This window comes from Enterobacter cloacae complex sp. P14RS (assembly GCF_014895895.1).
In the GTDB taxonomy this organism is placed as follows: domain Bacteria; phylum Pseudomonadota; class Gammaproteobacteria; order Enterobacterales; family Enterobacteriaceae; genus Enterobacter; species Enterobacter bugandensis.
This window is the reverse complement of record NZ_JADBQM010000028.1, coordinates 1-25202: the sequence shown is the minus strand read 5'-3', so window position 1 is coordinate 25202 and position 25202 is coordinate 1. Positions and strand designations below refer to the sequence as shown.

25 protein-coding genes are annotated in these 25202 nt (G+C 53.0%); 8 read left to right on the top strand and 17 right to left on the bottom strand.

Going from position 1 to position 25202, the window contains the following annotated elements; translation table 11 throughout:
- Positions 1-59 precede the first annotated feature (59 nt).
- The 4 genes from IM295_RS21535 to lpp all read left to right on the top strand — a co-directional run bounded on the left by IM295_RS21535 (position 60) and on the right by lpp (position 4923).
- Complete coding sequence (locus tag IM295_RS21535) at positions 60-1430, top strand: cystathionine beta-synthase (RefSeq protein WP_193067303.1); 1371 nt, start codon at positions 60-62, stop codon at positions 1428-1430.
- Positions 1431-1441: 11 nt separating this feature from the next.
- The gene (locus tag IM295_RS21530) at positions 1442-2587 is read left to right on the top strand and encodes a PLP-dependent aspartate aminotransferase family protein (protein ID WP_193067302.1); all 1146 of its coding nucleotides are present in this window, start codon (positions 1442-1444) and stop codon (positions 2585-2587) included.
- A 377-nt stretch (positions 2588-2964) separates the two neighbouring features.
- A complete protein-coding gene (gene pykF / locus IM295_RS21525; RefSeq protein WP_049000817.1) occupies positions 2965-4377 on the top strand; it encodes a pyruvate kinase PykF in 1413 nt (470 codons plus the stop codon).
- Between the two features lie 309 nt (positions 4378-4686).
- Positions 4687-4923: a murein lipoprotein Lpp gene (gene lpp / locus IM295_RS21520; protein WP_001082307.1), complete on the top strand. Its 237-nt coding sequence runs from the start codon at positions 4687-4689 to the stop codon at positions 4921-4923.
- Between the two features lie 60 nt (positions 4924-4983).
- On the opposite strand, the gene IM295_RS21515 is transcribed toward lpp, so the two are convergent.
- From IM295_RS21515 to IM295_RS21475, 9 genes are all read right to left on the bottom strand, one after another.
- Positions 4984-5997, bottom strand: coding sequence for a L,D-transpeptidase family protein (locus IM295_RS21515; RefSeq protein ID WP_028012870.1), 1014 nt, complete (start codon positions 5995-5997; stop codon positions 4984-4986).
- 97 nt (positions 5998-6094) lie between these two features.
- The gene (gene sufE / locus IM295_RS21510) at positions 6095-6511 is read right to left on the bottom strand and encodes a cysteine desulfuration protein SufE (protein WP_028012869.1); all 417 of its coding nucleotides are present in this window, start codon (positions 6509-6511) and stop codon (positions 6095-6097) included.
- 13 nt (positions 6512-6524) lie between these two features.
- Positions 6525-7745: a cysteine desulfurase SufS gene (sufS, locus tag IM295_RS21505; RefSeq protein WP_028012868.1), complete on the bottom strand. Its 1221-nt coding sequence runs from the start codon at positions 7743-7745 to the stop codon at positions 6525-6527.
- Complete coding sequence (gene sufD, locus IM295_RS21500; protein ID WP_193067301.1) at positions 7742-9013, bottom strand: Fe-S cluster assembly protein SufD; 1272 nt, start codon at positions 9011-9013, stop codon at positions 7742-7744. The genes sufS and sufD overlap by 4 nt, the downstream gene beginning before the upstream one ends.
- Entirely contained in the window at positions 8988-9734 is a 747-nt protein-coding gene (sufC, locus tag IM295_RS21495; RefSeq protein WP_041910384.1) for a Fe-S cluster assembly ATPase SufC, read from the bottom strand. Before sufC ends, sufD begins: the two co-directional genes overlap by 26 nt.
- 9 nt (positions 9735-9743) lie before the next feature.
- Positions 9744-11234: a Fe-S cluster assembly protein SufB gene (gene sufB / locus IM295_RS21490; RefSeq protein ID WP_193067300.1), complete on the bottom strand. Its 1491-nt coding sequence runs from the start codon at positions 11232-11234 to the stop codon at positions 9744-9746.
- Positions 11235-11242: 8 nt separating this feature from the next.
- Positions 11243-11611, bottom strand: coding sequence for a Fe-S cluster assembly scaffold SufA (gene sufA, locus IM295_RS21485; RefSeq protein WP_041910386.1), 369 nt, complete (start codon positions 11609-11611; stop codon positions 11243-11245).
- Between the two features lie 313 nt (positions 11612-11924).
- On the bottom strand, positions 11925-12653 hold the full coding sequence (locus tag IM295_RS21480) for a MerR family transcriptional regulator (protein WP_193067299.1): 729 nt from the start codon (positions 12651-12653) through the stop codon (positions 11925-11927).
- 188 nt (positions 12654-12841) lie between these two features.
- Entirely contained in the window at positions 12842-14062 is a 1221-nt protein-coding gene (locus IM295_RS21475) for a diguanylate phosphodiesterase (protein ID WP_193067298.1), read from the bottom strand.
- A gap of 340 nt (positions 14063-14402) precedes the next feature.
- On the opposite strand from IM295_RS21475, the gene ycgZ reads away from it, so the two are divergent.
- The 4 genes from ycgZ to fdhF all read left to right on the top strand — a co-directional run bounded on the left by ycgZ (position 14403) and on the right by fdhF (position 17610).
- Positions 14403-14642, top strand: coding sequence for a regulatory protein YcgZ (gene ycgZ / locus IM295_RS21470; protein ID WP_028012861.1), 240 nt, complete (start codon positions 14403-14405; stop codon positions 14640-14642).
- A gap of 4 nt (positions 14643-14646) precedes the next feature.
- The gene (locus tag IM295_RS21465; protein ID WP_047365422.1) at positions 14647-14967 is read left to right on the top strand and encodes a hypothetical protein; all 321 of its coding nucleotides are present in this window, start codon (positions 14647-14649) and stop codon (positions 14965-14967) included.
- A gap of 29 nt (positions 14968-14996) precedes the next feature.
- Positions 14997-15275, top strand: a complete 279-nt coding sequence (locus IM295_RS21460; RefSeq protein ID WP_028012859.1) for a biofilm/acid-resistance regulator YmgB/AriR — start codon at positions 14997-14999, stop codon at positions 15273-15275.
- A gap of 184 nt (positions 15276-15459) precedes the next feature.
- Entirely contained in the window at positions 15460-17610 is a 2151-nt protein-coding gene (gene fdhF / locus IM295_RS21455; RefSeq protein WP_193067297.1) for a formate dehydrogenase subunit alpha, read from the top strand.
- 67 nt (positions 17611-17677) lie between these two features.
- On the opposite strand, the gene IM295_RS21450 is transcribed toward fdhF, so the two are convergent.
- From IM295_RS21450 to IM295_RS21415, 8 genes are all read right to left on the bottom strand, one after another.
- The gene (locus tag IM295_RS21450) at positions 17678-18319 is read right to left on the bottom strand and encodes a LuxR C-terminal-related transcriptional regulator (RefSeq protein WP_045261554.1); all 642 of its coding nucleotides are present in this window, start codon (positions 18317-18319) and stop codon (positions 17678-17680) included.
- A 3-nt stretch (positions 18320-18322) separates the two neighbouring features.
- Positions 18323-19009, bottom strand: coding sequence for an EAL domain-containing protein (locus IM295_RS21445; RefSeq protein WP_193067296.1), 687 nt, complete (start codon positions 19007-19009; stop codon positions 18323-18325).
- Positions 19010-19051: 42 nt separating this feature from the next.
- Positions 19052-19561 (bottom strand): fimbrial protein, encoded by a 510-nt coding sequence (locus tag IM295_RS21440; RefSeq protein ID WP_193067295.1) that lies wholly within the window; start codon positions 19559-19561, stop codon positions 19052-19054.
- A 10-nt stretch (positions 19562-19571) separates the two neighbouring features.
- Positions 19572-20081 carry a fimbrial protein gene (locus IM295_RS21435; protein ID WP_088728392.1) on the bottom strand — a complete coding sequence of 170 codons (510 nt, stop codon included), beginning with the start codon at positions 20079-20081 and terminating at the stop codon, positions 19572-19574.
- Positions 20082-20091: 10 nt separating this feature from the next.
- Positions 20092-21015 (bottom strand): fimbrial protein, encoded by a 924-nt coding sequence (locus IM295_RS21430; RefSeq protein ID WP_193067294.1) that lies wholly within the window; start codon positions 21013-21015, stop codon positions 20092-20094.
- Between the two features lie 8 nt (positions 21016-21023).
- Positions 21024-23564, bottom strand: coding sequence for a fimbria/pilus outer membrane usher protein (locus IM295_RS21425; RefSeq protein WP_063417428.1), 2541 nt, complete (start codon positions 23562-23564; stop codon positions 21024-21026).
- 40 nt (positions 23565-23604) lie between these two features.
- The gene (locus tag IM295_RS21420) at positions 23605-24282 is read right to left on the bottom strand and encodes a molecular chaperone (protein ID WP_032651564.1); all 678 of its coding nucleotides are present in this window, start codon (positions 24280-24282) and stop codon (positions 23605-23607) included.
- Positions 24283-24343: 61 nt separating this feature from the next.
- On the bottom strand, positions 24344-24862 hold the full coding sequence (locus IM295_RS21415; RefSeq protein ID WP_028012852.1) for a fimbrial protein: 519 nt from the start codon (positions 24860-24862) through the stop codon (positions 24344-24346).
- Between the last annotated feature and the right edge of the window lie 340 nt (positions 24863-25202).

Below are 25202 nucleotides of genomic sequence, written 5' to 3'. Positions count from 1 at the left end.
TTATTGAGAAAATTTCATCGCCCTATCATCCCGTCATGACATCCCGAAAGGAAAACATCATGACGATTTACCACTCCGTCACCGAACTGATTGGTCGCACCCCGCTGATCCAGCTGCACAAGCTTGATACCGGTCCTTGCTCGCTGTTTCTGAAGCTGGAAAACCAAAATCCGGGCGGTTCGATTAAGGATCGCGTTGCGCTGTCGATGATTAACGAAGCGGAACGTACCGGCCAGCTGCAGCCGGGCGGCACGATTATTGAGGCCACGGCGGGCAATACCGGTCTCGGCCTGGCCCTGATCGCCGCCCAGAAAGGCTACTCGCTGATCCTGGTGGTACCGGACAAAATGAGCCGCGAGAAGATTTTCCACCTGCGCGCGCTGGGTGCCCAGGTGGTGCTGACCCGCTCCGACGTCAACAAGGGCCATCCCGCCTATTACCAGGATTACGCCCAGCGTCTGGCTAACGAGTTGCCGGGCGCGTTTTACATCGACCAGTTCAATAACGTGGCCAACCCGCTGGCGCACCGCACCACCACGGCGCCGGAACTCTATGAACAGCTTGACGGCAAGATTGACGCCATCGTCGTCGGCGTCGGCTCAGGCGGCACGCTGGGCGGCCTGCAGGCGTGGTTCTCCGAGCACTCGCCGCAGACGGAATTTGTTCTGGCTGACCCGGCCGGATCCGTTCTCGCTGACCAGGTGGAAACCGGACGCTACCACGACGCGGGCTCCTGGCTGGTAGAGGGCATTGGCGAAGACTTTATTCCTCCGCTGGCCCACATTGAAGGGGTGAATCGCGCCTGGCGCATCACCGACCGCGAAGCGTTCACCACCGCGCGCGAGCTGCTGAAAACGGAAGGCATTCTGGCGGGATCCTCCAGCGGCACGCTGCTGGCGGCCGCGCTGAAGTATTGCCAGGCACAAACCACGCCGAAGCGGGTGGTGACCTTTGCCTGCGACAGCGGCAATAAATATCTCTCGAAGATGTTCAACGACGACTGGATGCGACAGCAGGGGCTCATCACGCGCCCTCAGGCGGGCGATCTCTCCGACTACATTGCCCTGCGCCATGATGAAGGCGCTACCGTCACCGCCGCGCCGGACGATACGCTTTCCACCGTGCTGGCACGCATGCGCCTATATGACATCTCTCAGTTGCCGGTCCTGGAGAATGGCAAGGTGGTGGGCATTATCGACGAGTGGGATCTGCTGCGGCATATCGGCGGCGACGGCGACCGCTTTACCCTGCCGGTCACGGCGGCCATGACCCGTCAGGTGGAATTTCTTGATAAACGTGCCCCGGAGAGCGCCCTGCACGCCATCTTCGACCGCGGTCTGGTGGCCGTCATTAACGACAATGACCATTTTCTCGGCCTGATTACGCGCAGCGACGTCCTGACCGCGTGGCGCAATCGTCTACAGCAATAAAGGATTAAACGATGAAAAACCTGGCAACCCTGAGCGTCCACAGCGGCGCATTCAACGACCCGCACGGCGCCGTCATGCCGCCGATTTACGCCACGTCGACGTTTGCGCAACCGTCACCCGGCGAGCATACCGGCTATGAGTATTCCCGCAGCGGCAACCCAACGCGCCATGCGCTGGAAACCGCCATCGCCGAACTGGAAAGCGGCACGCGCGGCTACGCCTTTGCATCCGGACTGGCGGCCATCTCCACCGTGCTCGAGCTGCTGGATAAAGACAGCCATATCGTCGCCATTGATGACGTGTACGGCGGGACGTACCGCCTGATTGAAAACGTGCGCAAGCGCAGCACCGGCCTGCGGGTCAGCTGGGTTAAGCCGGACGACCTGGCCGGGCTTGAGGCCGCCATTCGCCCGGAGACCCGAATGGTGTGGGTCGAAACGCCGACCAACCCGCTGCTGAAGCTGGCGGATCTGGCGGCCATTGCGGCGATCGCCCGTCGTCATAACGTCATCAGCGTGGCGGATAACACTTTCGCATCTCCGGTGATCCACCGCCCGCTGGAGTCCGGTTTCGATATCGTGGTGCACTCCGCCACCAAATACCTTAACGGGCACTCTGACGTGGTGGCCGGGCTGGCAGTGGTGGGAGATAATCCGGCGCTGGCGGACAAGCTGGGCTATCTGCAAAATGCGGTCGGTGGCGTCCTGGATCCGTTCAGCAGCTTCCTGACCCTACGCGGTATCCGCACGCTTGCGCTGAGGGTAGAAAAGCACAGCAGCAACGCGCTGGAGATTGCGCAATGGCTGGCGCAGCATCCTCTGGTCGAAAAAGTGTTCTATCCCGGCCTGGAATCGCATCCGCAGTACCAGCTAGCCCGCACCCAGATGGCGCTGCCCGGTGGCATGATTTCCGTCGTGGTAAAAGGTGACGCGCAGCGTGCCAGCGAGGTGATTCGCAACCTGAAGCTGTTCACCCTCGCGGAAAGCCTGGGCGGCGTGGAGAGCCTGGTGAGCCAGCCTTACAGCATGACGCACGCCTCGATTCCGCTGGAACAACGGCTGGCAAACGGCATTGTGCCGCAGCTGATCCGCCTGTCGGTGGGGATTGAAGATCCGAAAGACCTGATTGCCGACCTCAGCCAGGCGCTGCAAAAATAAGCAAACGGCGGCAGGTCGCTCACCTGCCGCCAAAAGTTGTCATCATGGCTTAACGCCTTGATAACAATATTATGTGAAACGGCATTGATTAATTCTGAAACACCGTTTCCATTTTCCTTTTATCTTAAAATTAGCGTATAATGCGCGCCAAATCCCTGGTGAATGGTTTCAGCGCTTGGAATACAAAAAACAACGTACAACTTCTCCTCTCCTTCGTTGGGCTGTCACTCAGGCACACTTTCTTCTGCACGCTCATTTGATGTCTCCTATCCTTAGTGCGTGTCATATACTCTTTTGCAACACAGGTTTGACTCCGCGGCGGTGCGCCCCCGGAGCGAGATTTCCATATCCTTCCCAACTTAAAGACTAAGACTGTCATGAAAAAGACGAAAATTGTTTGTACTATCGGCCCGAAAACCGAATCCGAAGAGATGCTGAGCAAAATGCTGGACGCCGGCATGAACGTGATGCGTCTGAACTTTTCCCACGGTGACTACGCAGAACACGGTCAGCGCATCCAGAACTTGCGCAACGTGATGAGCAAGACCGGTAAAAAAGCGGCGATCCTGCTCGACACCAAAGGTCCGGAAATCCGTACCATCAAACTGGAAGGCGGTAACGACGTCTCTCTGAAAGCGGGCCAGACCTTCACCTTCACTACCGACAAATCCGTTATTGGTAACAGCGAAATCGTTGCGGTCACCTATGAAGGCTTCACCAGCGATCTGTCCGTGGGTAACACCGTGCTGGTCGACGATGGTCTGATCGGTATGGAAGTCACCGCTATCGAAGGTAACAAGGTTATCTGTAAAGTGCTGAACAACGGCGACCTGGGCGAAAACAAAGGCGTTAACCTGCCGGGCGTTTCTATCGCGCTGCCAGCACTGGCGGAGAAAGACAAACAGGACCTGATCTTCGGCTGCGAACAAGGCGTTGATTTCGTTGCGGCGTCCTTCATCCGTAAGCGTTCCGACGTGGTTGAAATTCGTGAGCACCTGAAAGCCCACGGCGGCGAGAAGATCCAGATCATCTCCAAAATCGAAAACCAGGAAGGCCTGAACAACTTCGACGAAATCCTCGAAGCGTCTGACGGCATCATGGTTGCTCGTGGCGACCTGGGCGTTGAAATCCCGGTTGAAGAAGTGATCTTCGCGCAGAAGATGATGATCGAGAAATGTGTTCGCGCGCGTAAAGTGGTTATCACCGCCACGCAGATGCTGGACTCCATGATCAAAAACCCACGCCCTACCCGCGCTGAAGCAGGCGACGTGGCGAACGCCATCCTCGACGGTACCGATGCAGTAATGCTGTCCGGTGAATCCGCGAAAGGGAAATACCCTCTGGAAGCGGTCGGCATCATGGCGACCATCTGCGAACGTACTGACCGCGTGATGACCAGCCGTCTGGACTTCAACAACGACAGCCGCAAGCTGCGCATCACTGAAGCAGTATGCCGCGGTGCGGTAGAAACCGCTGAGAAACTGGAAGCGCCACTGATTGTTGTTGCGACCCAGGGCGGTAAATCTGCGCGCGCAGTGCGTAAATACTTCCCGGATGCCACCATCCTGGCCCTGACCACCAACGAAACCACCGCACGTCAGCTGGTGCTGAGCAAAGGCGTGGTTGCGCACCTGGTCAAAGAGATCGCCTCGACTGACGATTTCTACATTCAGGGTAAAGCAATGGCTCTGGAAAGCGGTCTGGCGCAGAAGGGCGACGTGGTTGTAATGGTTTCTGGTGCTCTGGTACCAAGCGGAACAACCAATACTGCCTCCGTTCACGTGCTGTAATAATTCACGAACGAATTAAATTTGATAAAAAGCGCCCAATGGGCGCTTTTTTTATTCCCGGCATTAGCCAAATTCATTCAAAAAGCAAATCGGGTTTTTCTATTTAAATGGGATTTATCTAAGATGAATCCGATGAAAAATGCCTTTTTTTACATAGCTTTTTACTCAAAACGCACTGATTCGATGCTTCTTTGAGCGAACGATCAAAAATAGGCGTATTCCCATCAAAAAAATATTCTCAACCCAAAAAAGTTTGTGTAATACTTGTAACGCTACATGGAGATTAACTCAATCTAGAGGGTATTAATAATGAATCGTACTAAACTGGTACTGGGCGCGGTAATCCTGGGTTCTACTCTGCTGGCTGGTTGCTCCAGCAACGCTAAAATCGATCAGCTGTCTTCTGACGTTCAGACTCTGAACGCTAAAGTTGACCAGCTGAGCAACGACGTGAACGCAATGCGTTCCGACGTTCAGGCTGCTAAAGACGACGCAGCTCGCGCTAACCAGCGTCTGGACAACCAGGCTACTAAATACCGTAAGTAATAGTACCTGTTAATAAAATGGCGCACATTGTGCGCCATTTTTTTTGCCTGCGTCAAACTTCTACTGCGTTACCTTTTCCCCTTCCTCTTCTGCTACCGCAGCAGACACCCGGCTGTTCTGCACTGACAACACGCTATTGCTGGCCGACGGGCCGCTACCCGCGGATACGACAACCGGGATCCCGGCACGGCGCGCCAGGGCTTTATCAATTAACGCCTTATCGCTTCCGGCCTGAGAAACAAAGGTGGCAAAGTCTGCCGAGTGGGTAATGGGCGAAATCTGCGGGTTCTCGCCCTCCACCTGCGCCAGCGGACGGTGGACCTCAATATAACGTTTACCGTCCGGCTCAACCGAGAATTTCACCGGCTCGTTGATGATCTGTACCCGCGTGCCGACCCGCACCTGTTCAAACAGGGCTTTAATATCCGGGGCGTTCATTCGCATACAGCCGGAACTGACGCGCAGACCTACGCTGTCCGGCGCGCTGGTGCCGTGAATAAGATATTCCCCATTACCAATTCCCAGACGCAGCGCATAGCGCCCCAGCGGGTTATTTGGCCCCGCGGGGACGACGGGTGGCAATTTAATTCCCTGGGCCAGGGAACGCGCTCTGATGCCCGCCGTTGGCGTCCAGGTTGGATTAGGGATTTTTTGGCTGACGCGGGTGGTGCTCACCGGCGTTTCCAGCCCCAGCTGTCCGATGCCGAGCGGGAAGACCTGGACAATATTTTCTCCCGGCGGGAAGTAGTAGAGCCGAAGCTCGGCCAGGTTAACCACAATGCCTTCGCGCGGGGTATCCGGCAGCAACATCTGCGACGGGATGGTGATAACGGTACCCGGCGCCGGGTTTACTGGCGCAATGGTATTGTTCGTTTCAAGGATCACCTGCGCCGCCGTATTAAACCGACGGGCGATAGTCTGAAGCTTATTATCCCCTTCCTGTATCGTGTAGGTTTGATTTTGCCCAATCAGGCGGCTGCCTGCAGGCGGCAACGGATAGTCCATCGCGCGGGCCGAATTAAACGTACCGAGCGAACTGAGGAGTAATAGAGTTATTAGAGACGCGCGCTTCATGCTGAGATTCCTTATTCACTGGCAGGATGCCAGAAAGCTGAAAAACCAGCGAGGCGGGAACCACCTCGCGAAACAGAATGAATGCTGTTCTGTAAGTCTAGCTAAGGATTGCAGCTTTGGCGCGAATGGCGCGAATCATCGCTTCCAGCCCCTGGGAGCGGGACGGGGTGAGGTGTTGGGTCAGGGCCATTTTTTCAAACCACGGGCGGACATCGAACGCGACGATATCCTGCGCCGACATCCGGTGGTAAAGAATAAAGACGACCGCAATCAGCCCTTTTACAATGGCCGCATCGCTGTCGCCGTGCAGGGCGATAGTGCCGTCGTCAGACTGCTCCATCACAATCCACACCTGGCTCTGGCAGCCCTGAATAATGTTTTCCGGGTTATGCGCCTCTTCACCGAGCGGCGGCAGACGCTGCCCCAGCTCGATGATATAAAGGTACTTCTCTTCCCAGTTTGCACAGCGCCCAAAGTTGCGCAGCAATTTGTCTCTGTCCGGCAGTTCCGCCATCTTTTGCCTCTTCTTAGCCCAGCAGCTGGTGAATGCGCTTAAGCCCCGCCACCAGCCTGTCGACCTCTTCCATTGTGTTATACATCACCAGCGATGCGCGGCACATTGCCGGCACCTGGTAAAAAGCCATCAGCGGCATGGCGCAGTGGTGGCCGGTACGGACGGCCACGCCGTAATTATCGAGGAAGCTGCCCACGTCATAGGCGTGGTGTTTCCCCAGGTTAAAGGCAATCACGCCCTGCCGGTCAGCCGGGCCATACAGGGTAAGATCCGGCACGCTGGCAAGCTCCTGCAGCGCGTAGTGCATCAGCAGCTGTTCGTACTCCTGGATGGCGTCGAGGCCGATTGCGGAGACGTAAGACACCGCCGCCCCCAGGCCGATAATCCCGCCAGTGTTGGGGGTGCCCGCCTCGAAACGCCAGGGCGCGCGGGCGTAGGTCGTCCCTTCCGTCAGGCTGACGGTGGCGATCATCGATCCGCCCCCTTCCCACGGCGGCATCGCCTGCAGGATGTCCTCTTTCACATACAGCACGCCAATCCCGGTCGGGCCATAGAGCTTATGCCCGGAGAATACGTAGAAATCACAGTCCAGCGCCTGCACGTCCACCGCGTGGTGCATCACCGCCTGCGCACCGTCAATCAGCACCTTCGCGCCGGCCTGATGGGCTTTTGCGATAATCTCTGTCACCGGGTTTTCGGTGCCCAGCACGTTAGAGACCTGGGTGACCGCCACCAGCCGCGTTTTATCGTCCAGCAGGGCGTCAAGCTGCTCCAGCTGCAGCGTGCCGTCGTCGTTCAACGGAACGACCCGCAGCTGCGCGCCGACACGCTCGCAGAGCATCTGCCACGGCACAATATTGGCGTGGTGCTCCATCTGGGTGATGATGATGTTATCCCCCGCGCGCACCTGGGCGTTGCCCCAGCTGTTGGCGACGAGGTTAATCCCCTCGGTTGTGCCGCGCACAAATACCAGCTCTTCCGGCAGGCGTGCATTGAGGAAGGCTGCAATTTGCGTGCGCACGTTTTCCATGCGCTGGGTCGCCTCGGCGCTCAGGGTATGAATACCGCGATGCACGGCGGCGTAGCCGTGGCGGTAGAACTCGGCTTCCGCATCCACCACCTGATTCGGCTTCTGCGCGCTGGCCGCGCTGTCGAGATAGGCCAGCGGCAGGCCGTTCACTTCACGGGTCAGAACCGGGAAATCGGCCCGCACTTTCTCTACGGGAAAACTCATGCTTCGCCTCCGGGCAGACGCTGACCAATGCGGGCCAGCACCTGCTGCTTCAATACGCCATCGTGCAGCGCTTCCGTAAGCTCCGCCGCAAAGGCGTAGATGATCATTTTCTGCGCCGCCTGCTGGTCGATGCCGCGAGAGCGCAGGTAGAACATCTGCTCGTCGTCGATCCGACCGACCGTCGCGCCGTGACTGCATTTTACATCGTCGGCGTAGATCTCCAGCTGCGGCTTGGTATCCACCTCAGCAAGGCGCCCTAATAGCAGATTGTTGTTGGTCATCTGCCCGTCGGTTTTGATGGCGTGCTGGGCCACGTTAATCAGGCCGTTAAACACCGCCCGCCCTTTATCGCTGACGATGGTTTTGTGCAGCTGGCGGCTGTTGCAGTAGCCTTTGTTGTGCTCAAGCCAGGTGCGCGTGTCGCACACTTCTTCCTTTACCGGCATCGCCAGGCTGTTGATGCGCAGCGTAGTGTTTTCACCGTTAAGCTGCGTGCTGGTGTTGTGGCGCAGCACCGCGCCGCCGAGCAGGAAGCTGTGGCTGTACGCCGCGGCATCCTGGCCCAGCAGAAGATCGTTATGGGCAAAATGATGGCTCTGCGGATTCTCAAACGCCAGCTTAATATGGTGAAGCTGCGCATTGGCGGCAACGTTCATCGTCAGCCGCGACCCGGTAAAGTGGCGGGTCTCGTTGAGGCTGACGTAATGTTCGATTACCGTGGCCTCCGCCCCCTCCGCCAGCTCAAGGTGATGGCGATAGTGCGCGGTGTTGATCTCATCGCCCTCCACGCCCTGTGTGATGTGCATCAGCAGCAGCGGTTTTGCCGGACGCTGGTTACGCTTGACCTGAATATGCGTCACGCTGCGGGCCAGGCTCTCGGTCAGGTGGAGGAAGACTTCCGGCTGAACCGGGGTGCTCAGGCTCTGGCGGTCGTCGTTAATGACGATATCGAACCCGCTATCCCGGGCGTCATCACTCAGTTCTGGACGCCAGACGCCGTCGACAAAGACCAGACGCACCGCATCCACCGTCAGCGCCAGAGCGTCGCGCCGGGCCGGGTCAATCTCCGCCAGACGCGTCACAAACTCGCCGTTCAGCAGGCCGTCGAGTGGGGTGTATTTCCAGTTCTCATGCTTCCGCGTCGGCAGGCCGAGGCGCAGCATCTGCTGCAGGTGCTGCTGCGCCTGCTCGGAGCGAGTTTTACCCTGCTCCTCAAACAGCCGGTGCCACTGCTGGAGCGCATTACTGCTGTTCGGTAAGCCAGCCATAGCCCTGCTCCTCCAGTTGTTTAACCAGCGTAAAATCACCGGATTTCACAATACGTCCCTGGTAAAGCACGTGGACGTAGTCCGGCTTGATGTAGTCCAGAATGCGCTGGTAGTGGGTGACGATAATGAACGAACGCTTGCCGTCGCGCAGGGAATTCACCCCGTCGGCGACAATCTTCAGGGCGTCGATATCCAAACCGGAGTCGGTCTCATCCAGAATGCACAGCTCGGGCTCCAGCACCGCCATCTGCAGGATATCGTTACGCTTTTTCTCGCCGCCGGAAAAGCCGACGTTGACCGAGCGGGTCAGCAGGTCTTCCGGCATTTTCAGCAGTTTGATCTTCTCTTCCATTAGATCCTGGAAGTCGAAGCGATCCAGCGCCTCCTGGCCGCGATACTTGCGCACCGCATTCAGCGCCGTCTGGAGGAAAAACTGGTTGCTGACGCCCGGAATTTCCACCGGGTACTGGAAGGCCATAAAGATGCCCTCACCCGCACGGTCTTCCGGCGACATCTCCAGAAGATCTTTGCCGTTAAATTCGACCGAGCCGCCTGTGACTTCGTAATCTTCGCGTCCCGCCAGCGTCGCTGAAAGCGTACTTTTCCCGGAGCCGTTCGGCCCCATGATGGCGTGAACTTCACCCGGCTTGACGTCAAAATTGAGACCGCGCAGGATCGCTTTCTCTTCCACGCTAACCTGTAAATCTTTAATGCTTAACATGTGCTTTCCTTAACCGACGCTGTGTTCAAGACTAATGGCGAGGAGTTTTTGTGCTTCAACGGCGAATTCCAGCGGCAGTTCAGAGAACACGTCCTTACAGAAGCCGTTCACAATCATCGAAATGGCATCTTCTTCGCTGACGCCGCGCTGCAGGCAGTAGAAGAGCTGATCTTCCCCAATGCGCGACGTGGTCGCCTCGTGCTCCAGCTGAGCCGTGTTGTTGCGACACTCCACGTACGGGAAGGTATGCGCCCCGCAGTCGGCACCGATCAGCATTGAATCACACTGGGTGAAGTTACGCGCGTTGGTGGCCGTCGGCATGATTTTCACCAGCCCGCGATAGCTGTTCTGGCTATGCCCGGCGGAGATCCCCTTCGAAATAATCGTCGATTTGGTGTTTTTCCCAATGTGGATCATCTTGGTGCCGGTATCGGCCTGCTGATGCCCGCTGGTCAGCGCCACCGAGTAAAACTCACCGATGGAGTTATCCCCGCGCAGAATACAGCTCGGGTATTTCCAGGTAATAGCGGAGCCGGTTTCCGACTGCGTCCAGGACATTTTGCTGTTTTCACCTTCGCACAGCGCACGCTTGGTGACGAAGTTCAGGATACCGCCGGTATTGCCGTCGCCGGGGAACCAGTTCTGCACCGTGGAGTATTTCACCTCGGCGTCTTTGTGAATGATGACCTCAACCACCGCCGCGTGCAGCTGGTAGCTGTCGCGCACCGGGGCGGAGCACCCTTCGATATAGCTGACGTAGCTGCCTTCGTCCGCTACCAGAATGGTACGTTCAAACTGTCCGGTTTTTTCGGCGTTGATGCGGAAATAGGTGGAGAGCTCCATCGGGCAGCGCACGCCTTTCGGCACGTAGATAAAGGTGCCGTCGGAGGCTACCGCGGCATTCAGCGCGGCGAAGAAGTTATCGTTGCTCGGTACCACGGTGCCGATGTACTTTTTCACCAGATCGGGATGGTCATGAATGGCTTCGCCAAAGGAGCAGAAAATGATCCCCTGTTCGGCCAGCTTTTCACGGTAGGTGGTCGCCACCGAGACGGAGTCGAAAATGGCGTCTACCGCCACCTCTCTCCCCTCGCGCACGGGTACGCCCAGCTGGTTAAACGCCTCTTCAACCTCTTTGCTCAGGAAGCTGTTCTCGGCACCGGTCTGCTGGACCGCGCCGGGCTGCGAGGCGCAGGTATCGTCACAGCTGCCGCAGGAGGGCGCGGAGTAGTAGCTGTAATCCTGATAGTTCAGCTTGTCGTAGTGGGCTTTCAGCCAGTGCGGCTCTTCCATCTCCAGCCAGGCGCGGAATGCGCTCAGGCGAAATTCGAGCATCCACTCGGGCTCGTTACGTTTGGCCGAAATGGCGCGCACCACATCTTCATTAATGCCTTTCGCCAGCTCGTCGGTCTGCAGCTGCGTGAAAAAACCCTCTTTATAGTTGAGGTGTCCGCCGCTCCAGGTGTTTACATCACTCGTTGCTTCAGTATTACGAGACATAGTACCGCCTATACCCCAAAGCTTTCGCCGCAGCCGCATTCGTTCTGGGCTTTCGGGTTATGAAATTTGAATAACTGGTTTAAACCTTCCCGCACGTAATCCACTTCGGTTCCATCGATAAACGGCATAGCCTGCAGCGCGACGTACAGCTTTGCGCCGTCGGTTTCAAACACCAGGTCATCTTTTTCCGGTGCGGTGACGGTATCCAGCACGTAGCCAAAGCCCGCGCAGCCGGTCTGCTTAACGCCTAAGCGCACGCCGAGAATGTCGGGATTTTTTGCCACCAGCTCGTGGATATGCGCCGCCGCCGCAGGCGTGAGCGTTAATCCACGCCAGGCAAAATCGGCAGGATTGAAGGTTTCTGAATGCAGTTCCATAGGTCCACCTCATCTGATTAGCCATCAGGGCATAACACCATGTTAGTGATAACGATTATCACTTCAACCCTCTGTCAGCAGGGGCATTCGGCTAAACCGCCCTTTTTGTCTACTTTTATTAAGCATAGACCCTGTGGCAGGATGCAGGCAGGATGGATTTAATTGTTCAATACTTTGAAAATTAATGGATTATCTGTTGGAGAAAACAGCGAAGAGAGGAAAAGTAAAATATGTATCGGAAATGCCTATTTTTGAGATAGCTTTTGTTCTGGAAGTGTCTAAAACAATAAAAGGCCCTCAAGGCCTCTGATTATTATTGGTGAAATGAAACGCTAAAACCCTGCTCACGCCAGTGATCCAGCTGTTCCTGCTGACGCGGTGTTAGCGTCTTTCCCGTCCAGACGAAGATTTTTTGCCCCGGGAAAAGTTCAGGACGCGGAGAATCAATCGGGTCCGCCAGCACGTCAATGTGCCAGCCTTGCTGCGCCAGCCGCGCGGCTTCAAGCCAAAGATGGGTACGGTCATCGCATTCCCAGCCGATAAGCAACGCATCTTTACCCGCTTTCTTGCGCGACTCCGCCAGGCTTAGAACCGCGAATTCAATCAGGACGCCGTCAAGCATGCTCGCCATGTGGCGTACAGTATTTTGATCCTGATTCATTCGCTGGCGGACGGGGGAAATGATGTTATCAATCAGCGCATCCATGGGATGATCCCGGCGGAACTCACCGATTTTGGCGCGCAGCTTTGCCGGGCTGGCATAACGCAGAACGGTCATCATCTCTTCCTGGAACGAGACCCAGTTACCCTGAGTCAGGACTTCTTTATTTTCCAGCAAGGCTTTTACTTTTCCGACCGAAACGCCGCTTTTCATCAGGCGTTTGATCTCTTCAATACGCAGGATATCTTCATCGTCAAACTGACGATGACCCCCTTCGCTGCGCTGCGGCTTCAACAATCCATAACGTCGCTGCCAGGCACGCAGCGTAACGGGGTTGATACCGCATCGTTCGGCCACTTCGCCGATACTGTAATAGGCCATTAACTCCCTCACGCTCAGAACTTCCATACCTAACTACACCAACCTTATCAGATTGTACAAACCATTTGTATAACTAAGACCGCATTTTGCTCAGGTGAAAGGGGTCGTTCTCCCTTCACCTGTTAATACATTGTTGTCTAAAGTTTGCTTCTCGTACAGCTAACTCTGCCGAATTTTGTACAGCTTTATCAAAAATCGAATTTCTTCTCCGGCCATGCAATCGCCGGAATTCCGCCATGCCGGGGGCTTGCAAACAGATGGCCCTGGAACTGGGAAATGCCCGCAGATTCCAGCCACATCCACTCTTCTGCCTTCTCCACGCCGACCGCGCAGAACTGAATTTCAAGCGAGGAACAGCATTTGATAATCGCCTGAATGATGGCCTGTCGAGGGCCACTTTTATGCACGTTCGCGACTAGATCGCGATTAATCTTAATTCTGTCGGGCTGGAATTGGGCCAGTAGCTGTAGTCCCGCAAAGCCGGCACCAAAGTGATCGATCGTCACGCTGATGCCTGCACTTTTTAGCTGTCTGACCGAATCCGTGAATTCATCAAAACGGGAAATGGCTTCGCTCTCGGTGAATTCCACCACAATTTGCTCAGGGACAAAACCGTTTGCTTCAATTGCGGTGAGCAAGAAATCAACGGCATTAGGAATGTTAACCAGCGTCATAGGCAGCAGGTTGAGGGATAACGTCTGGTTCTGCAACCCGAGTGCACTGGCCATTGAGAGTGCCACCTGCTTGCTGTGCAAATCAGAGGTATACACGTCGTCACGCGGCAGATTGGCGAAGTAGATCCCCGGAGCGCCGCCGTCAGGCGTGCGGAGAAGCGCCTCCCAGGAGACGACCTGCTGCATAAACGGATCGACTATCGGCTGGAAAGCAAAGCTGCAATCCGCTCCTTTCGCGATTACCTCGGGTTGCGCTGACAAGCGTGTTTCTTCGCGAACGAACTCCCAGGAATCCGCAGGCGGCAGTTCAAAATAGTTCGCTTTTTCCGTGGCCTCGACAAAGGTACGGAAAAACTGCAGCGGACGGTCATTGTAAGTCAGCTGATAGCGTGTTGTTCCCTTGTTCAGCACCTGTTGCAGCACCTCATTCCTGTCGAACTGGCGCAAATCAAAAAGCTCCATCCCCACCTTGCCAAAACGCCGGACGGGGCCGTGATCGCGCATCAGCTCGACTACGTTATGGTGTCGCGGGTCGTTGCAGATCTCCTCATAAATAGCAGAAACATGCTCCACTGGCCCCTCAAGCAACTGAAAAAAATGTGTGCCGTTAAACAGCAAGATCCCCGTGACGTTGGCTTGCCGGTTTTTATTATTTGCAGCAGCGACCATAGATTCCAGTGCTTTCACTGGAACGTCCTCGCAGATATGACTGCGGTAAATGATGGTTGTAAGCATGCGATTCCTGGGGGTTAAGGGTTTTGACCACAAAAACATGTGGAGAGACTTCTCTTATAGCACATTAATTGCCTCACAAATAATTTACATCTCAATCATTTACGCCCGTTAATGGCACTCTCACAAGTGTTGTACAACTTAACAGCGGTCGTGCGTTTTGTACAATATATTCTGTAGCATTACCGTTTCATGAACAACAAACAAGCAATTGAAAAATAGAGCATTTATAAAATATATCCTGATTTTATTAAAAAATTGTACATTTTCAATGTACAGATTTAGAAAAAGTGTATACCTTAAATGTAACGTTACTGATTACAAAATTTTACAGGAGCGAAACATGCAGCAGAAAGGTTACGTCGCAGATTCCGCAGCAGCGATCGCACAGTACTTCGAAAAAGCCACGCTTCCCACCCAACAGGAAACGCTGGGTCAGGTCGTTGTTGAGATCCTTAGCGACGGGCGAAATCTCAATCGCAAATCGCTCTGTACCAAACTGTTAAGTCGCCTTGAAAGGGCCGAGGGCCCCGAAGAGGAACAGCATTACCATATGCTGCTTGGTTTGCTCTTCGAACGATAACGTGATGAACCGCAGTGACGCAGACAAACTGACCGATCAGCTGATTGGCGAAGCCGTTCTTTCTCTTTTGAGAGAGCGTGGCCCCGTTACAACTGAAGCTCTGGTTCAGCGTCTGCGGCAGATGAAAACACATGAAAAGAATCCCCGGCGGCGGGAGACACTGGCGAAGGCGATTGCCGATATCGGATCAAAAAGCCTCGGATTAAAACGTCGCAGAACCGCGCAAGGACGAATGAGCAGAGAGGGACCTCTCAATGATAACAGAGGCAATGTAGTGTCGTTGTTTGGAAAGGGAAAGCCGTCCGATCCCAAAAAAATACATTGACTGCATTTTAACAGCTACGGTGAGAACAAATGAGACAAAATATTCAGCTTCAACCCGAATACCACTCTGCTTTTTTAGACAGTGCGCTGGCGGAATATTTCCGTCACGCAGGCGATCGTTTTGCTGAAGAGTCCGCTATTTTTTCTACTGCAGTACGCTGTGTTCTGGCCTCTGAAGGTCATATTTCCAATAAAGCCATCATCCTCTGGCTCATTCAAACGCTGGAAGCCACTCACGACGTGGTTCAGGCGGATGTGATTCGCAAGACGCTGGAAATCGTTGTGGGCTACACCATGGATGACGTTTAAACGCCCTGTCATTCAGCGATCGTGTCATCGTCAGAATTGTCGAACAGGCTGACGATGACACCCCCCTCTCTTCATAACCCCCTGTAAAGAAGCATTATAAAGATGGCATGGTTTCTGCTTACTCCCTGTTACGGGACTGGGCTTACCAGTCATTTTGCTTCATTTCTTAACAGGTCTGTTATTGATGAAAAAGATCGCCAGCGTCTGCCCGTACTGCGGAGCAGGCTGTAAATTGAACCTTGTCGTTGAAAATAACCGTATCATCCGTGCCGAAGCGGCAGAGGGGGCCACAAACCAGGGCACCTTATGTCTGAAAGGATTTTACGGCTGGGACTTCCTCAACGATACCCGTCTTCTCACCCCTCGTCTCACCCAGCCCATGATCCGCTACCGCAAAGGCGAAGCATTCACCCCGGTGACCTGGGAAGAGGCTATCCGCTATACCGCCCGGAAGCTCAGCAGCATAAAAGCCCAGTTCGGCCCGCGTTCGATTATGACCACCGGGTCCTCCCGCGGCACCGGGAATGAAACCAACTACGTGATGCAAAAATTTGCCCGCGCGGTGCTGCACACCAACAACGTCGACTGCTGCGCGCGCGTTTGTCACGGTCCTTCCGTCGCCGGACTTCAGGAGACCCTCGGCAACGGTGCAATGAGCAACTCTATCAACGATATTGAACACTCCAAATGCCTGCTTGTATTTGGCTATAACTGCGCAGACTCCCACCCTATCGTCGCCCGGCGCGTGCTAAAGGCCCGTGAAAACGGCGCGAAAATCATCGTCTGCGACCCGCGCCGCATCGAAACGGCGCGCATTGCCGATCAGCATCTGCAATTGAAGAACGGTAGCAACATGGCGCTGGTGAACGCCTTTGGCTATGTGCTTCTGGAAGAGGAGCTGTACGACAAGAACTACGTCGCGCGGTTTACCGAAGGACTTGAGGCCTATCGGCAGACGGTGAAAGAGTATGCCCCAGAGCGCGTAGAACACCTCACCGGCATCCCCGCCCGCGACGTTCGTCAGGCAATGCGCACCTTCGCGGCGGCCCCTTCCGCCACCGTAATGTGGGGTATGGGCGTGACCCAGTTTGGCCAGGCCGTCGATGTCGTCAAAGGGCTGTCCAGCCTGGCGCTGCTGACCGGCAACCTCGGCCGCCCTGCCGTCGGTGTCGGTCCCGTGCGGGGACAAAACAATGTTCAGGGCGCCTGCGATATGGGCGTTCTGCCGAATATGTTCCCCGGCTATCAGGATGTGACCGATCCGGCTGTCCGGCAGAAGTTCGCCGATGCCTGGCGGATCGACGTGAATAACATGGACGATCGCGTCGGAACGCGCATTACCGAAGTGCCTCACCTTGCGCTGGAAGGCAAGGTCAAAGCCTATTACATCATGGGGGAAGATCCGCTGCAGACGGAAGCCGATCTCGGCCTGGTGCGTAGCGGTTTCGAGGCGCTTGACTTCGTGGTGGTTCAGGACATCTTTATGACCAAAACGGCGGAAGTGGCGGACGTTCTGCTCCCTGCCACCTCATGGGGCGAACACGGCGGCGTTTTTACCTGCGCCGACCGGGGTTTCCAGCGTTTTGGCCAGGCTATTGAGGCCAAAGGCAACGTGAAGCGCGACTGGGAGATCATCAGCCTGCTCGCCACCGAGATGGGCTATCCGATGCATTACGACGATAACCAGCAGATCTGGGATGAAATGCGCGAGCTGTGCCCTCTCTTCTACGGCGTGACGTATGAAAAAATGGGCGAGATGGGCCACGTGCAGTGGCCGTGCCCGACGCTCGATCACCCCGGCACGCCGTACCTCTACAAAGATAATCAGTTCGATACCCCGAGCGGTAAAGGGCAGCTCTTTGCCGCACCGTGGCGCGCGCCGGCCGAGACGCCCGATGATGATTATCCGCTGGTACTCTGCACGGTACGCGAAGTTGGGCACTACTCCTGCCGCTCGATGACGGGTAACTGCGCCGCGCTGCAAAGCCTCGCCGATGAGCCGGGACGAGTGCAGGTGAATCCTGCCGATGCGGACAGACTAGGTATTAGCGACGGTCAACTGGTCTGGGTACGTTCGCGCCGGGGTAAAGTGATCACCCGCGCCAGCATTAGCGAGCGCATCAACGCCGGGGCGGTTTATATGACCTATCAATGGTGGATCGGGGCCTGCAACGAGCTGACGCAGGATAATCTCGACCCCATCTCGAAAACCCCGGAAACGAAGTACTGCGCGGTGCAGCTGGAGGCGATTGAGGATCAGCGCTGGGCGGAGGACTATGCGGCGTCGGCGTATCAGTCCATGAAGTCGCGGCTGATGAGCGCGGCGAACGTCTGAGGAACAGCGTAAATAGCATCAGGTTTACCCGGCACCAGGATGATCATCTTTTTGGCCGGGTAATTCCCTAATGAAACAGATCTAATGCATCACGAAACAAATTGGGGTTACAGCGCTTTTCAAGCAAGCGGTTCAGGAGCTCCAGCAACTCATGCTCACTGCTCAGGTTAAACTTATGCATAACCGCATACTTATGGGCATAGATCGTCTTTGGCGTGAGCATCATCTCCCTGGCTATGTTTTTGACGGATTCCCCCTTGAAAAGACCGGCCATAATATTGAGCTCACGCTGTGATAACGTTTTATGCTTACAGCTTAAACAGGCTTTTGAAAGGACAGGAATAACAGGCGCACTGTATGCACTCCAGGCCTGGCGCAATACCCTCTTCAACAGATAGAGTGACGCTGAGCGCGACACAAAAAAGGTCTGCTGAATGCAGAGCGGTAAAAACGATGACGATGGCTCTTCCGCTTCGGTAATACCAATTATGACGCATTTACGCGCGCATTTTAATTCCGGGAAACAGGTATAATGTTCGCCCTTGCTGAACGCATAAACGATTATTCCCGCCCGAGCAATATTCTCCACATCATAGCCATTGAGAAAATTGACTTTTTTTGTACATTCATTGTTAAAAAAATCTTCAACAAATGACCTGAGGCTATGGTGATATAAAAAATCATCTTCTTTAATTAAAACATTTATCATTTATCAGACCGAGACATAATCGACACTCAACTTTTTTTCAGGCCAAAGAAATCCCTGCATTAAATTGCATCCAGTATTCTGAGCCAAAGAAAACAGTTCGTTATTTTCGATGCCTTCAATAAGCACCTGATCTACCATCATAGCGCAGTAGGCTATCATTGATTGTAAGGCCCGGGGAGTCGATCTGTTTTCCCACAAGCTCTTTTTATCTACTTTAACACCATCAAATATGCAAATACGTTCACCCAGCGGCGCTAAATGCTCACTTCTAACATCATCCAACCATATCTTTGCACCTGTTTTCTTTATTCTCTGGTGCATTATATCAAAACTCTCTCGCTCTTCATTTGTTAGCAAAATAAAATTGCACGGATCTTGTACCTCAATAACGATACCAGAACGCAGGCTGGGCAATATTTCACTGACCAATTCTGATTGGCATAATAATTTTGCGGGGACGTTAATAAAATAGTCACCCTCCTCTTCACACAGAGGAATTATACGCAACTGCCAGCGCAGCAAACGAGAGCTTGCATTTAAAGACATCTTTTCAAAAAACGTTTCGCAATCAATTCCCTGACGTAAGGTACTTAGCATCTCCCAAGCCTTTATCTTCTTTTCCTGTGAAGAATAGATAGGCTGGAACCGAACACCGCATATAGCATGCTCAAGCAAGGAATTAATCAACATGGATGTCTCAAACTTATTATTTTAAAAAAGATATTTCAGCCGTTACTGATAAGTAAAATCTACATTCATTACTGCCTGGAATGTTCCGGCAGTGGAATTTCCTTGTGGCGTAAACATTCTCGCTGACAGCGGGAATGTCGAACTGCGCGTGCTGCTGTCGACATTCACCTGCATTGTGCTGTTCACGCTATATGCTGTCGCATGATCCCTGCTGGCAATACGTAATGCCACATTGTTGCTGGTCCCGCTGTTTTTCCATGCCGTGGGATCTTGCGTATCGGCATTACCGGTAAATTTGGCCGTTACGCTGCTGGTGCCTGCTGGGCAACTTTGCACCAGCAGATCAAAATCAGACCAGACGCCCCCATCACCGGCATTAATGAGATTCTGCTTTGTATCTTCCCCCAGATTGACCACTTTCGAAACGGTGCCCGTGTCAACAACACACGGGCTGGCAATAACCTGGCCGGTTACGCTGATTGTTGTATCAGCGCAAGTAATTAAAGGTGACGAGCTCAGGACCACCCCAATTATATACGGTTTGACATTCATATATTTACCTTTACTGGTAAGTCATTGTGACTGTTATTGCCGAACTGATCGAACCAGGCGTTGTGTTCCCATATAGAGAATATGCGTTAGCTTTTAATGCTATCGATGCCGTACTGTCGCTCTGGACTGTTTTAACGACGGCAGATCCAGGACCCAACATATTTCCTGTCACACCATCATACAAAGCAACATATACATTACCTGCTGTACCTGAATTCATATAGAGATTAGGTGAGTCGTGGGAAGCAGAACCACCAATAGATGCTTTTACAGTACTGGTACCTGTCGGGCAGTTTGTAACCGTTAGTGTAAATGGTACCGCAGTAGATGACGATCCGGCAGCCGCGAGTGCAGTTGCCTGTATATTTCCTAAATCAACATTAAGGCTGCTTGCCCCGCCGTTAACAATGCAGGGTGACGCCACGACATTACCCGTCACGTTAATATTTACAGTATCCGCAGAACACGAAAAAATGGGGGCAGTCATCAACAAAGCCACAATACTTAACTTACTATTCATATCATACTCCTTATTGATAAGTAATATTCAACGTTGCTGTTGCGTTTGCTGTCCCGGGATTAACAGTCGGCTTCGTCTGATAATAACGAGCAACAAGAGGAAATGATTCAATACCCCCCGGTGATTGCTTTAGCAAAATATTATTATTAAGGTTAAGTGGCACGCCGCCATATAAAATCTGTACGCCAACTCCCTGTGCAACTCCATTGCTCCCCTGACCTGACAAAGCTAAAACACTTGTATTGGTCACGTCCGGATTTTGTTGACCGCTTAAGGAAATATTAATATTCGCACCCGAATCGCAGGTTAACCCAAGATTTTGACTTACTTGCGCATTGGCTGGTGTAGTGCCCACTGTTGAACCAAAACCTGCAACAGGAATATTACCTATAGGAAAACTCAGCGCCGCTGTATTAAGGCTACAGGCCAGAGTAGTGATGCTTCCACCGGTTATGTTCCATGTTGCAATAAGAAATTGGTTTGAAATTGACACATTGGCAACTTGTCCACTGCGAAGGGTTCCTGATGCCGCAGAACCGGTTGTTCTTACCAGTTCAACTTTATACATATAAGACGCGTTATAGTTGCCAAGAGCAAACCCAATTGGAAAGTAGTGGTGAAAACCACCACCCGTGTCATTTTCAGAAACACGCACACCGTACCCACTTACACCTATATCATAGACGCTGTTCCCCTGTGACGTACCGTTCATCGCCTCCTGATAGACGTTAGTGGTATCAGGGCATGAAATATTTACATTATAAATACCCGACTGGGAAGCAACCACCGTTCCCGGCGCAACATCGCGCTGCGCAGTTATCGTATTAAAATTTAAATTGAAATTTTGCACAGCGATATTATTCGCACATCCGGCAAAGCTTTCTGAAGATATTAATGTCAATATCAACAGCAAAAAATATTTAAGCAGATTCATTTTATTTCCTATCGACAAACAGTACTGACAACCGCAATGTTATTTTTAACATCGGAAGGTTTTAAAACGTATGAGGCTTTACACTGCTTATCACTACCCTCACCCCATTGCGCGATAAGGTCGACATTCTCGCCTAGGCCTGTGAGATAAACCTGTCCATTATCGCCCACAATAAAGCCGCTGTTTTTAATACCACCTACGCTGACAATCGCCCCAAAGGGAATGGGCTGTCCGTTACCGCGCAATAACGTAAACAATGCACGTTGACCAACGTTGGCAGTGTATTCAGCGCGAACAATAGCTCCGCGCGTAGGCACAACGGTTCGGGTCGTGAGATCCAGTTCTACATCATCGGACATACTTTCTGGGTCGATTACGATATCGTTTTTACGGTAGACGTTGACGTTATTTACCGTGGTATATCCCCGATAGTCCGTTTTCGCGCCCGTTTGGTTTCGCACCGTCAGACCTTTCGCTCCCGGCACTTTTACCAGAACGTTCGTTTCGCCCAGCGGTTGCGATAACGTCACGCCGTCAGCATGCGCAATGACCCCGCCCTGGATACCGTAGTTCAGGCGCTCACTGTTCTGGTCGTAGCTGTACCCCGCCGTCACCTCAGCATAGGTCCCCTTGTAATCACCGTTCACGTTGCCGCTGTATCCGACATTATTGCTGCCATATCCCTGCTGAACGTTCCAGTTCAGGGCATTGTTTTCCAGCGCGGTGCCGTTGATGCCAACCGTATGGGTCGTTCCGCTATTTTTACTGTTATTAACGCTGTAGTTTGCCCACGTCTGCGGCAGGAATTTATCCAGCGGCACGCTGATGTTAAACGCCACCATCCGGTCTTTGTCATAGCTCGTCGGGTTACCGTAGGTACCAGGCGTCCCGTTACGCGTTGAGGTATACGTCAAACCGTAGCTGATGCCGTTCCAGAAATTGTTATACCCCAGACTCCAGGACTCCATCGCTCGCCCGGAATTCCAGTAATCTTCACGAACGGCGCTCACCATGATCGAGCCTAATGAACCGCCCAGAGACTGGTTCATGGTTAGCTCCATACGGTTACGACGTCTGTTTTGCATCACACCGTTATCGCCATAAGAATCAAGCACTTCCTGCATACCGTAAAAGCCTTTGGTCGAATAGCGGTAGCCTGCAATAGCAAAGTTAGTGCCGGTTTCGACAAAGTTCTTACTGTAGCGGGCGCGCCAGGACTGGCCGCTATCGGTCGGCAGATTTTGTGGGGTGGACCATGCCTGAATGACGTCGACAGAAACTGCGCCGAGATCTCCCATGTTCTTGCCCATACCGGCAGCGACCGACTGGTAGTGGCTGGACGTTTGACCACCGCCGTATGCCGTTAAGCCATACGGTAAGCCATAGATGCCCGTAATTTGCGCAAACGGCGTCTTATCTACACTACTGTTGTAGGAACGATATTGCCCACCCGTGACGGCGTATTTGAATCGCCCTTCTCGCTGCAGTACAGGCAATGACGCAAAGGGAACGGTGAATTGTTGAATGCTACCGTCAGCCTCTTTTATCGTGACCTGCAGATCGCCTGCTCCCCCTGTCGGATACATATCCGTAATCTCGAAGGCACCAGGCGCAACGTAGGTCTGGTAAATCTCATACCCATTCTGACGGACAATGACCTGCGCATTGGTACGCGCGATACCGCGGACAACAGGTGCATACCCTTTGAGGGAGTCGGGTTGCATATCATCATCGGAGGCCAGCTGCGCACCGCGGAACGGCATGCTGTCGAAGACATCAGCGGGCGCAGTGCTATCGCCAAGGGTCATCTGCGCTTTTAGCGGAACGATCGCGCGCTGGGCGTAGGTATAAACGCTATCCCATTTGTCCTTGCCATCTTCATCCCGTGACCAGGTCGTGTAATTGCGCAGACGCCATGGTCCGATATTGATTCCCGGACGCAAATTAGCGTACTGCGTGTTGCTGGTATCACTGCTCCCGTTGCGCGAGCGGTTGTTGGCGCCACTCAGGCTGTAGTTGAGCAGCGCAGCCGTAATACCGTCATCCCACTGTTCTGGTGGAACGTATCCACGCGCCTGACGAGAAATGGCCGCCTGCGGGATGCTGATGAGCAGACGCTGTGCGCCAAACTGGAATTCAGTGGATCCGGATGGTATCGCGTGCAGGTTCGCACAACGCTCGTTGTCCACCGCCAGCGCCGGGAATAGCTCGGTTTTTACGCCCCACTCTTTAAGCTGCTCCACGGTCAGACAAGGTTCTAATTTCCCCTCATCATTGGGAGCACCAGAGGTTTTGAATTCGATATCACGCGTATCAACAAGTTCGTTATCCAGCATCACATCGACGTGATAAGTTCCCGGCGCCTGCGAGCCCGCTTCAAACGCAGCGAGATCGGCTTTACCTCCATTTTGCGGATTATCGAGTTCAACCAGGTCCGGGTTGAAGTAATCACGCGCCATGGCATTCTGCATTGAACCCGCGAGGGCAAATGCAATCAGTAAAGCCAATCGCGCAGGTTTAAAATTATTATATTCCCTTACTATCATCATTCACGTCACCTTGGAAACGACATTCCAAAACCAATTATTTTCACAAGCTTGCGCTTTGCACGTCACTCACTGCCCCATAATCATTAATGACTTTATAATTAATAGAGGTTGAGTTAGCGCCAGCAGGCAGCGTGAAATTCATTGATTCCCCAGGAAGTACATACGAAACATTTTCAATTTTTTTACCGCCCAGACTGATTTCATTGAAGTTAATGACATAGCTGGTTGGGTTGGTAACCTGAAGTTGATTACCATTACGACGCCAGGTTAACTGATGACTCAACTCCTGCGGCTGCTGAGACTTTAAGCCTGCCGGACGGTATATCAGCTTAATGCGCGTTTTAATCGCAATTTGCAGCGTATTATCTTTTTTGGGCGCTGACGGTATCGCTTTAATATTCAGCCAGTAGAGACTTTCTTTATCCTGTGGCAAATTGCCGGTCACCACGACACGCTCAATGTTTTGCTGTCCACCATCGAGACGATACAACGGAGGGGTAATAATAAAAGGAGCTTTCTCAGCGCCACCATTTAATGTCTCAACCCATGACTGAATAAGATACGGCGTCTTATCCGGGTTGTTAACATCAATGGAAGCTTCTTTTTTATTGCCATCATAGACGACACGCGTTCCGCCAATAATAACACCCGCATTGGCGGCGGACACGCTTGCTGAAATCACTGCGCAGGCAATTAAAGTTTTGCTAAGAAAATTCATTTTACACCTCGATAAAAAAGGGCCGTATACCGGCCCTCATATATTTTTCCGGTCAGGAAGATTACTGGTAGCTAACGGAGAAGTTCGCTACACCGTTTGCTGGACCTACGCCAACAGTTGCAGACGTTGCTTCGTACTGAGCAAAGAAGTCCAGCGTGTTTGGTACAGTTTCAGCCAGGCTGTATACGTGGCTGTTAACACCCGCCAGCGGCAGATCCTGGCTATCAGCCGTCATCAGGTTAATAGCAACGCCCGTTGCGCCACCGGTTACAGCCAGCAGGTTGGAGTTTGCTGGGTCCGCAGAGCCGTCAAACTTGATGGTTGCGCCTGTTACGGTTGCCGGGCAGTCGGTCAGCACGATTGAGAATTTAGTCGCAGCAGTTTTATCGCCAGCAGCGGTAAATTCAGATTTGCTGTAACGGCCCAGATCAACGGTCTGGTTTACAGAACCCGCGTCAACGGTGCACGCTGCATCGATGATTTCACCGGTGAAATTAACGGTACCAGCAGAAGCGAATGCGTTAGACATGGTCAGAGCAGCAGTCGCAGCGAAAGCAGCAGCAATAATATTCTTTTTCATGATTTGATTTCCTTAATAACTTTATAAATTACCGAAATTTAGGCAGCAACATCCAGATGGATTTAGGCCATTTATTTTTTGCGCCAGATATCTCATTTCCAACGTGCAGTAAGCAGAACGCAAAGATATTTATCCGATAACTTTGTTTTCACCCTCTCACTTGCTGAAGCGAAATTTACAGAAGTTTAATTTTTTCGACAATTGGTTTTTAGCCCAACAGTAGACTTTAATCTTAACCATTCTTTAACACGTAAAATTTGTTTAAGTGGTCTATTTCAAATTATTAAATATTTGTTAATGGTCGAGTCCATTATGAAATCAACCTATTATTTATTTATAC